7 protein-coding genes are annotated in these 12,227 nt (G+C 66.2%); 4 read left to right on the forward strand and 3 right to left on the reverse strand.

Translation table 11 applies throughout. The features are described 5' to 3' along the window. Nucleotides 1–126: 126 nt before the first annotated feature. Nucleotides 127–1,827 carry a DUF885 family protein gene (locus ACFOMD_RS09485; RefSeq protein WP_380860396.1) on the reverse strand — a complete coding sequence of 567 codons (1,701 nt, stop codon included), beginning with the start codon at nt 1,825–1,827 and terminating at the stop codon, nt 127–129. Nucleotides 1,828–1,897: 70 nt separating this feature from the next. Then, nucleotides 1,898–4,768, reverse strand: a complete 2,871-nt coding sequence (locus ACFOMD_RS09490; RefSeq protein ID WP_380860399.1) for a TonB-dependent receptor domain-containing protein — start codon at nt 4,766–4,768, stop codon at nt 1,898–1,900. A 370-nt stretch (nt 4,769–5,138) separates the two neighbouring features. Here ACFOMD_RS09490 and ACFOMD_RS09495 point away from each other — a divergent pair, with 370 nt between their 5' ends. Together ACFOMD_RS09495 and ACFOMD_RS09500 are read left to right on the forward strand one after the other, a co-directional pair. Next, nucleotides 5,139–6,077 (forward strand): class I SAM-dependent methyltransferase, encoded by a 939-nt coding sequence (locus ACFOMD_RS09495; RefSeq protein ID WP_380860402.1) that lies wholly within the window; start codon nt 5,139–5,141, stop codon nt 6,075–6,077. Between the two features lie 29 nt (nt 6,078–6,106). After that, the gene (locus ACFOMD_RS09500) at nt 6,107–7,750 is read left to right on the forward strand and encodes a DUF885 family protein (RefSeq protein WP_380860405.1); all 1,644 of its coding nucleotides are present in this window, start codon (nt 6,107–6,109) and stop codon (nt 7,748–7,750) included. A 7-nt stretch (nt 7,751–7,757) separates the two neighbouring features. On the opposite strand, the gene ACFOMD_RS09505 is transcribed toward ACFOMD_RS09500, so the two are convergent. Beyond that, the gene (locus ACFOMD_RS09505; protein ID WP_380860408.1) at nt 7,758–8,636 is read right to left on the reverse strand and encodes a polysaccharide deacetylase family protein; all 879 of its coding nucleotides are present in this window, start codon (nt 8,634–8,636) and stop codon (nt 7,758–7,760) included. A 100-nt stretch (nt 8,637–8,736) separates the two neighbouring features. Between ACFOMD_RS09505 and ACFOMD_RS09510 the strand changes: the two genes are divergently transcribed. Next, nucleotides 8,737–10,428, forward strand: coding sequence for a DUF885 family protein (locus ACFOMD_RS09510; protein WP_380860411.1), 1,692 nt, complete (start codon nt 8,737–8,739; stop codon nt 10,426–10,428). A gap of 75 nt (nt 10,429–10,503) precedes the next feature. After that, entirely contained in the window at nt 10,504–12,195 is a 1,692-nt protein-coding gene (locus ACFOMD_RS09515; RefSeq protein ID WP_380860414.1) for a DUF885 family protein, read from the forward strand. The last annotated feature ends 32 nt before the right edge of the window (nt 12,196–12,227 follow it).

Genomic DNA, 12,227 nt, shown 5'->3' on the forward strand with positions numbered 1-12,227 from the left:
TCTCAGCAGCCCTCATCGCCGCAACCATCATCTACTGGTGCAATTGAGTCCGGAGCCTAGCCCCCACAAACAACAACGGGCCCGCCTCCGTTGGGGGAGACGGGCCCGAGGTTGCAGGCGCGTTATCTACTGTTGTGAGGGGAGAGGATCCCGCGCCCAGAACTTCTTCACTTCATCATCCTTGCCGGTCATCTCGTAGCGGATGAGCGACATCGGCAGGCGGCCGGCCGCCATGAAGTCGTCGTGGAATTTCTTCAGGACGAACTTGTCGCCGTCCTGATGCTTCTTCTCGGCAACGAGCTTCTGCATCTCGATCATGCCGATGGTGTAGCCGAGGCCGTAGCCCGGCGGACGGCGGAGGTAGATTTCGGCGTCGACGCGGGCGACGTTGGCGTCGAGCCACGGCGTCCACTCGCGCCAGCCGTCGATCACTTCCTGAAGCGTCTGGCGGTTGAGCTGCAGGTTGATGTCACCCGCCACGCGCACGGCGCGGAAGATGCCGAAATAGTCGATCAGCTCGCGGACGCGGCCGATGTCCTCGAAGAAGCCGAGACGCTGCGCGCCTTCCTCGACCCACACGCCCCAGCCCTCGGTGCGCACGCCGTCGGTGATGCGGCCGCGGATCGGGTGCTTGTTCTGGCGCGCGACGACGCCGTCGAAGCGGTGACCCGGAATGACCGCGTGGAGATGGTCGGGGCTCGGATCGCGGAACTGGATTTCTTCCCAGAAATTGAGCCCGCCCTGCCGCTGGATGAACGGCACGTTGGTGTCGAGTTCCTTCACATAGGATGGGATCGTGATGATCTCTTCCTCGACCAGCCAGCGGCGGATGCGCTCGTCGGTCTTGGCGATGCGCTGCGCGTAGTCCGCGGCGGTCTCGGCCGGCTTCAGTTCGGGCAGCTTGCGGTTGCGATGCTGCTCGAGCGCGTTCATCGCCCACAGGCGCTGCGTCTCGCGGGCGCCGAGCGTGAGCAGCTGTTCTGCGTTGTACGGCAGCAGCTTCACATTCTTCAGATACCAGTTGAAGTTGGCCTCGCCGACACCCGCCGGGGCGGTCATCGAGGGACGCTGCGCCTTCAGCCAGGCCTGGAAGTCGAGCACCGCGTTGCGCGCCTTGGTGATGTCGGCCCGCAGCGCCGGCTGCTGGCTGGCGCGGCTGTTGAGATCGTCATACCAGCCGACGACGCCGGCGGGCGGCACCGTGCGATACGGATGGCCGTGGCCAACGCCGTCCGCCGCCGCGAGGTTGTGCAGCGCCAGGTCGGCATAGTCGCCGGGGACGTTCTTCAGATTGCGCTTCGCCGCCTCGACGAGGATCGGCACGGCGCGCAGGTTGCGCTGCGTCGCCTTCAGCGCGTCGCCCTTCAGCGGCAGATCGACGAAGGTGATGGCGAGCATCTGGTCGACGTAGAAGCCCGGATCGCGCTCCCACGGCTTCGAGACGTTCAGAAGGAAGTTCTGCTCGTTGAGCTTGGCACGAACCGCCAGCCAGTCGACCTTCTGCGCCTTGTCCCACGCCGCGACGTTCATGTTGTCGACGCGCTGCAGGAAGGCGTTCATCTGGTTGCGACGGCCGTCGATCGAGGCGGCGCTATAGTCGTTGAGGCTGACCTGGACGTTGGTCGAGTTCAGCTCGCCAACGACGGGTGTGCTGCCCTTGAAGGTGAGGAATTCGTCGAACAGCTTGGTCAGGTCGGCATAGCTGCCCTGCCCCGCCGGCGGCTGCGCCTGGGTGGCGGCGGCGGGCGCGCCTTGTGCCATCAGCGGCACCGGCAGCATAGCGGTGACCAGCAACGCGGCGGTCAGGCGCTTCACATTCTTCATCATGGCATTCTCCCCACGATTCAAGCATCCGGGGCGGACGTTGCCGTCCGCCCCGAAGCCGAAAGTTGACCCTTTAGAACTTCACCTTCGCACCGACGAAGAACTGCCGGCCGATCACGTCATAGAGCTGCACGTTGGTGTTGGCGTCGCCGCCGGCCGCGAAGCCGAGGATCGGCGGCTGCTTGTCGAGCAGGTTGTTGACCCCGCCGAACACCTCGAACATCTCTTCCTTGAACCCGACGCTGGCGTAGAGGTCCCAGTAGACGAACGAGCTGATCGTGCCGCTCTGCGTCGGCGGCGCGATCGGCGACAGTTCGACGTCACCGGTGTAGCGGAAGGTGTTCCGCACCGTCACCGGCCCGCTGGTGTAGGCGGCGCTCAGGAACGCGCGGAAGTCCGGGGTGATGCGAACGCTGTCGCTCGAGCAGGGGCCGCCGTAGAAGCCCGCGCACTCGACTTCGGCAACGCCCGCCAGCGGCAGGTTGCTGTCCTCGAACTGGAAGCTGCTGACCAGCTGCACCGCCAGCTTCGCCTCCTCGCCGATCGCGATCGCGCCCGGCAGGTCGAAATTGTAGTTGGCGGTGATGTCGAGGCCGCGGACCTTGCGCTGCGCGATGTTGAGCAGCGGCGCGCGCACCTGATCGATGTTGCCCGAGCTGTTCCGCGTGATCGCCTGGCAGGCGAGGCTCGCGGCGTCGAGCGTCTGGAAGCAGGTGTTGACGAGCAGCTGCGCGTCGACCGTGGCGATCGCGTCGTCGACCTTGATATCGTAATAATCGAGGGTCAGCGACAGACGCGGCGCGAAGGCCGGGGTGAACACCGCGCCGAGGGTGAGCGTGTCCGCCGTCTCCTCGGTCAGGTTCTGGTTGCCGCCGGTGGTGCGGTTGAAGCCCTGGCTTCCGCCGACCTGCAGCGTGTTGATGAACGCCTGCGGCACGCCCTGTGCGAGACAGAGAGTCTTCTGTGCCGCACTCGGGTTGGCGCTTGCAAGGCAGGGATCGGTGCCACCGATGAAGCCCGAGCCGACCGGCGCGAACAATTCGTTGAGGTTCGGCGCACGGATCGCGCGGCTGTAGTTACCGCGCAGACGCATCCAGTCGGTGACTTCCCAGTCGATCGCACCCTTCCAGGTGAACACGCCGCCGACCGTCGAATAATCGGCGTAGCGGAAGGCGCCTTCGACCGCGAGGCTCTCGATCAGCGGCTTGTCGGCGAGGATCGGTACGCGGACCTCACCGAACACCTCGAACAGGTTGAGGCTGCCTCCGTTGATGATCGGCGCGATCGACACGGCCGCGAGGTCGTTGTTGAGCGCGACTTCGTCGGGAACGCTGTCGAAGCTGTCCTTGCGATACTCGACACCGAACGCGGTCGAGACCGGGCCGGCCGGCATTTCGAACAGGTCGCCAGCGACCGAGCCGCCCGCCACGGTGCGGGTGAAACGCTCGTCGGTCGTCGTATTGACCGAGAGGAAGTTCGCCTGCGCCGGGGTCAGCGTCGCGGTGCCGAAGATGTTGACCGGCACGCAGTTCGGGATCTCGCGGTTCCGGCACTGCGGCACGCCGTTGACGAGGATCACGTCGAGGCCCGCCGTGGTGCGCGACCGCGACAGCAGATTCTCGCGGCGCTGCGACACGTCAGACTGCTGGTACTGGTAGAAGGTATCCCACTTCCAGCCGCTGTCACCGATGTCGCCGCGGAAGCCGCCGGTGAAGCCGAAGCTGTCAGCGACATAATTGACGTTACGCGGGCCGAACTCCTCGAAGCGGCGGCCGACGTTGCGCAGCGTGAACACGCCGTCGCCGTCCGGATCGAAAAAGCCGCGGTTCGACGCGAAGAACGAGCGCAGCTGCGGCGTGAACAGCGGGTTGGTGTCGGCGTTCGGGATGAGCACCGTCCCGGCCTGCTGGCCCGAGCTCGACGGCGTCACCGCCTCGGCCGCCTGCTGGAAGCTGTTTTCCTTCCGCGTGTAGAAGAACTGACCGTAGGCCTCGATGCCGTCGGTGATCTCGTAGCGCGTGTTGACCGCCGCCTGGTAGCGCTCGAACGGGCGCAGCAGGAAGTTCGGCGCAGCATAGTTATACTGGTCGTTCGGCCGGCAATAGGGCAGCGGCTCGCCGTTCGGGCCGAAGCGGATGCCGGTGTGCGCGACCGGGCAGGCACCGCTGGCGTTGTTGAGGTTCGGCACGCCGGTGATCTGCGGGATCTGCGTCGTGTTGATGCCGATCGAGCCGCCGGGGACGTTGCCCGAGCCGAACGGCTGGAACACGCCTTGCGCGTCGGCGAGCACGGGATTCGCCGAGAAGGCGCGATCACCCATGAAGATCGAGTCACGCGTGGTGTACGAACCATAAGCGGTGATGTTGCCGCGATCGTCCGAAGTGTTCGCGCCGAACACCACGTCGATCTTGTGCGAGGCGCCGTCGCCGCGCGAGGTCTCGCCATACTGGTAGTTGGCTTCGAGACCTTCGAAGTTGCGCTTCAGCACGAAGTTGACCGCGCCCGCGATCGCGTCCGAGCCGTAAACGGCGGAGGCGCCGCCGGTGATCACCTCGACACGCTCGACCAGCAGGTCGGGGATCGTCGCGAGATCGGCGAGGCCGGTGACGTCGGCCGGGATGTAGCGGCGGCCGTCCACGAGGACGAGCGTGCGCACGGCACCCAGGCTGCGGAGATCGACGCTGAGGACGCCCGAGCCGCCGCTCTGGTTGGTGGTGCTGGTGTTGTCCGGCGCCAGCTGCGGGAAGTTGTTGAGCGCGCCTTCGAGCGTGACGGCGCCCGAGTCCTGCAGGACGGCGCTGTCGATGGTGGTGATCGGGCTGGTCGCGACGAGGTCGCGGCGCACGAGGCGCGAACCGGTGACGATGATCTCGCTCTCTTCGGCCGTCGCTGCCGCGTCGGCCGCTGCGGTATCGGCGTCCTGCGCGAAAGCCGGCATCGCCATCAGGGCAAGGCTGGAAAGCGCGCTTGAAAAGAACAGATGTTTCAACTGCGAACGCCGTATCTGCATGATGCTAGTTCCCCCGGTTCCCATATAACCTCCTCTGTACGGCCCTTCGTCCGTTCCAGCTCGCTCGGCTCAAATCCCCTTCGCCAACGCAACTTTTTCCCTGTGCGGACCCTGTCTTTCTGACAGTTTTACGACTCCGCCTTTTGGCACTCGAATATTCACAAGCAGGGTTTCGGGTGTCAAACAGTTTTGCGCGCAATGCGTACTTTTCGGCGCGCTGCGCACAAAACTCCTGTCGCATGTGTGGCCTGAATGCACTAGCATCTGGTTGGCGCAGGGAGGCGCCGGGAGGAAACTCACGCAGATGAGAGCGAGTGACAACGCGACGCACGCCCAGGCTGGGCGAAGCGAAGAGCATTGGGGCGACTATTGGGTCGACGCCGGGTTGCACGGCTGCACCGCGCAGTTCCCCGAGGCCGTGCAGCGTGAGGTCGCCGCAAGGTGGCGCGCGCTGTTTGCAACGCTGCCCGACGGCGCGACCTTGCTCGACATTGGCTGCGGCAAGGGCGCCCTCCTCGACCTCGCGGGCGCGACGGGCGCGCTCGCGCGCGGAATACAGGCGACGGGCGTCGACCTGGCACCGGCCGCCACCCTGTCCGGCGAGGGTTTCGACATCCACGGCGGCATCGACGCCGCCGCGCTCCCCTTCGCCGACCGCAGCTTCGATTGCGTCGTCAGCCAGTTCGGCATCGAATATGCAGGCTTCAAACCGGCGCTTGCCGAAGCCGCGCGGGTATGCGCCGGCCAGCTTGTGGTGTTGAGCCACGCGGCCGAGGGCGTGGTCACCGAACAGGCGGCGGAGCAGGCCGCGCAGATCGACGAACTGCTGGGTCCGTCCCGCGTCGCCGAGCGGCTGCGCACCGCACAGGAAGACGGCAGCATCGACGCGGTGATCGCTACCTTGCGCGACGAGCTTGCCGCGATGATCGGCGAGGCGACCAACACCGGCATCCTTGACCAGCTTTACGTGAGCTTCGGCGAGATCGCGCGCGTCGCGCCGCTGATGCCGCCCGCCGAGCTGGCCGCGGCGATCGACTTCATGGTTACGCAGCTCGGGCGCCACCGCGTGCGCATGGGTGCGCTGGCGGATGCCGCGGTGCGCGGCGAGATGGCGGAGAGCGCGACGGCGATGCTCACCGCCGCAGGTTTCGAAACGACGATGTCGGCGCAGCTTTCGGGCGGCGGCGACGTGGTCGGCTATTGGCTCGTGGCTCGGCGCAACGACGCCGACACGCTATCATGACGGGAGGAACGATGAAGGGGGTTGGTCGCATGGCGCGCAAAGTTGGGGCGGCACTGCTGCTCGGAACCGCAACGGTGGCGGGCGGCGCGGCGCCGGCACTGGCACAGACCGAGGCGGCGAAGCCCGCCGGCTATGCCGCGCTGGAGACGCTGTTCACCGAATGGCGCGTGTTCGAATATTCGGGCACCCGCGACGGTGCGCCCGATTACACTGCCGCCGCGATGGCGAAGAAGGCGACCGAGCTGAAGCAGTGGCAGGCCCGCCTCGCCGCGATCGACCGCGCCGGCTGGTCGACCTCGCAGCTGATCGACTATCAGATCGTCCGCGCCGAGATGAACGGCCTCGACTTCGATCTGCGCGTGCTCAAACCCTGGGAACGCGACCCGGCCTTCTACCAGCTGCTGTGGGCGGCGATCAGCGATACGCCCGCGCATGAAGGGCCGATGGCGCACGGCGAGATCGAGCTGTGGCAGTATAAATTCCCGCTCGATGCCGCGTCGGCGAAGAAGCTGACCGCCGGCCTCAAGCAAATCCCGCCGTTCCTGACGCAGGGCCGCACCAACCTTACCGCCAACACCCGCGACCTGTGGTCGGCGGGCATCGACACGATGCAGGAGCAGTCGGACGCGCTCGCCGACCTCGAAAAGCGCGCCGGCAACCGCGAGGTGGCGAGGGCCGCCGCCGAGGCGCGCAAGGCGACCGACAGCTTCGTCACCTGGCTGAAGGCCGAGCTGCCGAAGAAGACCGGCCCGTCGGGCGTCGGCGTCGAGAACTACAATTGGTATCTGAAGAACGTGCAGCTCTCCCCGCTGACCTGGGAGGGCGAGGTCGCGCTGCTCGAGCGCGAGCTCGGCCGCTCGCACGCGGCGCTGCGGCTGGAGGAGCATAACAACCGCAACCTGCCGCAGCTGGCCGGCGCCACCGACGCCGCCAGCTATGAGGCCCAGGCGACCAAGGCGGTGAAGGACTATCTGAAGTTCCTCGGCGACAACGAGATCCTGACGGTCAAGGATTACATGGAGCCGGCGCTGATGGCGCAGCGCGGGACGTATGTGCCGCCCGAGCGCCAGAACTTCTTCCACATCACCATGCACCGCGCGCCGATGACCTTGTGGACCCACTTCTACCATTGGTGGGACCTGCAGATGACCGAGAAGGACCCGCACCCGAGCCTGATCCGTCGCGCGCCCCTCCTTTACAACATCTGGATCAGCCGCGCCGAAGGCCAGGCGACGGGCATGGAAGAGGCGATGCTCTACGCCGGCCTGTTCGACGACCGGCCGCGCGAGCGCGAGATCGTGTGGATCATGCAGGCGCAGCGCGCAGCGCGCGGTCTCGCCTCGCTCTACGCCCATGCCAACATCTTCACGATGGATGAGGCCAAGGCGATGCAGGTGGCGCGCACGCCGAACGGCTGGATGAGCCCGACCTTGAAGCTGCTCGCCGGCGAGCAGCAGCTGTATCTGCGCCAGCCGGGCTATGGCACCAGCTACATCAGCGGCAAGCATCAGGTCGACAAGCTGATCGGCGAGCTGGCCGAGGCGAAGGGCAAGGATTTCCGCATCAAGGACTTCTACGACGGCATGAACAAGTCGGGGATGATCCCGATGTCGCTCATTCGCTGGGAAATGCTCGGCAAGGACGATGAGGTGAAAAAGATCGGGGCGTACTAGCCCCGCCTCAAGGGGCGGCGTTTGCCTTGGCCCAGCGCGCGACTTCCGCGTGGGTGCCGAACCAGACGCCGCCCTTTTCCTTGGCATCCTCGATCAGCTTTTCGAGAATCCAGATGCGCGAGCGATAGCCGATCACGAACGGGTGCATGACGAGCTGGAAGACGCCGCCCTCTTCCCACGCGGCGTCGAGCTCGCGCTTGAAGATGCCGTAGACCTCGTCGGGCGAGAGATAGGGCCGCGTTGCCGGCTGGCGGTTGAACAGCAGGTAGACGGCATCGTCGCGCAGCCATTCGACGGGCACCTCGACGACGCCGGTGGGCGCGCCATCGAGCAGCAGTTCGTAGCAGCTCTCGTCGGCCATCAGCGAACTGTCGTATTCGAGGCCCATGTCGCGCACGATCTCGATGGTGTGCGGGCTCAGATCCCAGTTGGCCGAGCGGAAGCCGACCGGCGCCTGCCCCATCGTGGCGCTCAGCACGTCGAAGGCGCGGCGCATCAGGTCGCGCTCGGTGGCCTCGTCGAGCAGCGAATTATTCTCGTGCAGCCAGCCGTGCATGCCGACCTCATGGCCGTCGGCCATGATGCGACGCGGTTCATCCGGGTCGATCTGCGCACACATCGCCGGCATGTAGAAGCTCGCCGGCACCTCGGCGCGGCGCAGCACATCGAGCACTTTCGGCACGCCGACCCGCCGCCCGAACTCGCCCCAGGCGAGGCGCCCGATCGCGCGGCCACCGGCGCCGATTTCGAAGGATTCATGATCGCAATCAAAGGATAAGGCGACGGCACAGCGCGCGCCGCCGGGCCATGAGGCGGGCTGCAGCGCGCGGCCTGCGCGGACCCGATTGACGATGCCCTGCCAGTCCTGTTCGCCTGTCGAACTCATATCAATCTCCGAACGTCCGTTCGCATTGCGACCACATATTCACTATGATAGCGTCCGAGTCCGATCACAAGACATGGGTGCTTAAGCAGGGAGAAGTCAGGTGGGGGCAAGGCTCTGGCGGTCGTCGGCCGCGTCGAAGTTCGCGATCTCGTGCGTAGCGGCGGTAACGATGCTGACGGCAACGCCTGCGATGGCGGCGGCGCCGAACGGCAAGGGCAGCCATGCCGACCTCCTCAAGCTGTTCGAGGATTTCCAGGCCTGGCAGAAGAAGTCTTCCGACGTCACCGCCACCGACTATCGCGACGCCGCGATCACCACCCGCACCAGGGAACTGGCCGGGCTGCAGGCGCGACTGAACGATATGGGCGTGGCGCGCTGGACGGTGCCGCAGAAGGTCGACTTCCTCACCACCCGCGCCGAATTCGACAAGGCCGAGTTCGTGCTGAAGCTCACCCGCCCCTGGGCGCGCGATCCGGGCTTCTACGTCTCCGAGTTGCAGCGCCCGGCGTTCACCAACCTGCCGGTGCAGGGCGCCGCGCTGGAGAAGCTGCGCGCACAGCTGAAGAACGTGCCGGCGACGCTCGGCCAGGCGCGCGAGACGCTCGACGACGTCGCCGCCGACCATGCCGACCTCGCGATCTTTTCGCTGACCAATTCGGACGGCGTCGAGGACGGCTATCCCGCGCGGGCGAAAGCGCCGGCGGGCGTCATCGGCTGGTACCAGGATCTGCTCGGCCGCGCGAAGACGCAGCAGCCCGAACTGACCGGTGACATCGAGGCGTCGATCAAGTCGCTGCAGGAGTTCGAGGGCTGGCTCAAGGCCAACCGCGGCAAGATGAACGGCCGCGCCGGCGTCGGGAAGGACGCGCTCGACTGGTACATCGGCAACGTCATGCTGATGCCGTATAATTCGGACGAGGTGATGGCGATCGGCCAGCGCGAGCTCGACCGCTTCTGGGGCTTCTATGCCGTCGAGCGGCACCGCAACCGCAAGCTGCCCGAGATCGCGCTGCCCAAGGACGGCGACGAGTATATGAAGCGCGTCGCCGATACCGACGCGCGCATCCGCAAATGGATCGCCGACGAGCAGATCATCACGATCCCGTCCTACATTCCGGCGGACTGGACGAAGCTGATCGTGCCGCCTTATTCCGAGCCGTTCAACGTGCCGTGGGCGGTGCGGCCGACCCCGCCGAATTTCTGGGAGCAGATCCAGTTCCGCGACCCGTCGCCGGATCACCTCCACGCCGTCATCCCTGGCCACCGCTTCGACCTGCGCGTGTCGAAGGAAGCGTCGAACGTCATCCGCCGCAGCGTGAAGAGCGACAGCCGCTGGCAGGGCTGGGCGGTCTATCTGGAGGAGTTCGGCACGCAGACCGGGCTGTTCGACGACAGGCCGCGGGTGCGCGAACTGATCCAGCTGTTCGGCTTGTGGCGCGCGGCGCGCACCGTCGGCGACGTCTGGAACCAGCGCAACGAGATGACCTCCGGCGAGGTCGCCGACTATTGGCAGAAGGTGACGCCGTTCATGGACGGCAACGTCGCGCAGAAATACGCGCACATCCGCACCGTGCCGGGCCACGGCATGGAATATACGATGGGTAATGTGCAGATGTGGGAGCTGCTGGCGGCAAGGAAGCATCAGCTCGGCGACAAGTTCGTGCTGAAGGACTTCCACGACGAGATGATCGTGAAGGGCCTGCTCCCGCTGTCGCTCATCCGTTACGAGATGACCGGCGACGACAAGGACGTGAAGGCGTTCTTCGACCGGAAGCCGATGCCGGCCAAGTGACGATCGCCCGCTTCCCTGGCCTGTGCCGGGGGAGCGGTGCACGCCGCGGCTGTTCACATGATTCAGGGATAAAAGATGACCAACCGGGCATGGCGCGCGAGCGCGGTCGCGAGCTTGAAGGCTGGCTGCGTGGCACTGGCGCTGTTGGCAGGGTCGCCGGCGCTGGCGGCCGAGCCGAACGGCCGGGGCACGCACGCGGACCTTCTGGCGCTGTTCGCCGACTTCCAAGCGTGGCAGGCCACCCAGTCCGACGTCACCAGGACCGACTTCCGCGCCGGGGCCGTTGCCAAGCGCCGCGCAGACCTCTCGGCGCTGCAGGCCCGCATGGCCGACATGGGCGTGGCCCGCTGGTCGCCGCCGCAGAAGGTCGACTATCTCGTCACGCGCGCCGAACTCGACAAGGCGGAGTTCATCCTGCGCATCACCCGCCCCTGGGCGCGCGATCCGGGCTTCTACGTGTCGCAGCTTCAGCGGCCGGCGTTCACGACGCTGCCGGTGAGCGGCGCTGCCCTGGACAAGCTGCGCGGCCAGATCCGCGGCATTCCCGCGACGCTCGCCCAGGCGCGGGAGACGCTGACCGACGTGGCCGCCGATCACGCCGATCTGGCGATCGCGTCGCTGACGACATCCGACGGGATCGAGGACGGCTACCCGGCGCGCAAGGTCGCACCGCCCGGCGTGATCGGCTGGTACCGCGACCTGCGCGAGCGCGCCGTCCCGCAGCAACCCGACCTCGTCGGCGAGATCGACATTGCGCTCCGCGAACTCGACTCCTTCCGCGGCTGGCTGGTTGCCAATCGCGGCAAGATGACCGGCCGCGCCGGCGTCGGAAAGGACGCGCTCGACTGGTACATCGGCAACGTGTTGCTGATCCCGTACACGTCCGACGACATCGAGACGATCGGCCAGCGCGAACTCGAGCGCTACCGGGGATTTTATGCCATCGAGCGGCACCGCAACCGCAAGCTGCCCGAGATCGCGATGGCGAAGGACGGCGACGAATATGTGAAGCGTGTCGCGGATACCGATGCGCGCATCCGCAAATGGATGACCGATGACCAGATCATCACCATCCCGCCGTACATCCCGGCGGACTGGGCCAAGCATGTCGTGCCGCCGCTGTACCAGACGCCGTTCAACGTGCCGTGGACCGTGCGCCGGACGCCGCCCAATTACTGGGAGCAGATCCAGTTCCGCGATCCGTCGCCGGATCACCTCCACGCCGTCATCCCCGGCCACCGCTTCAGTTTTCGCGTCTCGAAGGAAGCGTCGAACCTCATCCGGCGCAGCGTGCGGAGCGACGCCCGCTGGTCCGGCTGGGGATTCTATCTCGAAGAGATGGCGGTGCAGAGCGGCCTGTTCGACGACCGGCCGCGCGTGCGCGAGCTGATCCAGCTGTTCGGCCTGTGGCGCTCGGCGCGCTCGATCGGCGACGTGTGGAACCAGCGTAACGAGATGACCTCCGCCGAGGTCGTCGACTATTGGATGACGACCACGCCGCTGATGGATGCCAATGTGGCGCAGGCCTATGCCCACCTCCGCACGGTACCGGGCCACGGCATGGAATATACCATCGGCAATGTGCAGATGTGGGAGCTGCTGGCGGCGAGGAAGCAGCAGCTCGGCGACAAGTTCGTGCTGAAGGACTTCCACGACGAGATCATCGTGAAGGGCCTGCTGCCGCTGTCGCTCATCCGTTACGAGATGACCGGTGACGACACGGATGTGAAGGCGTTCTTCGACCGCAAGCCGATGCCCGCGAGTTAGTCAGAAAAAGGGCGGCGGGACCGGTAGGGTCC

The sequence above is a fragment of the Sphingoaurantiacus capsulatus genome (assembly GCF_042648405.1).
Lineage (GTDB): Bacteria > Pseudomonadota > Alphaproteobacteria > Sphingomonadales > Sphingomonadaceae > Sphingoaurantiacus > Sphingoaurantiacus capsulatus.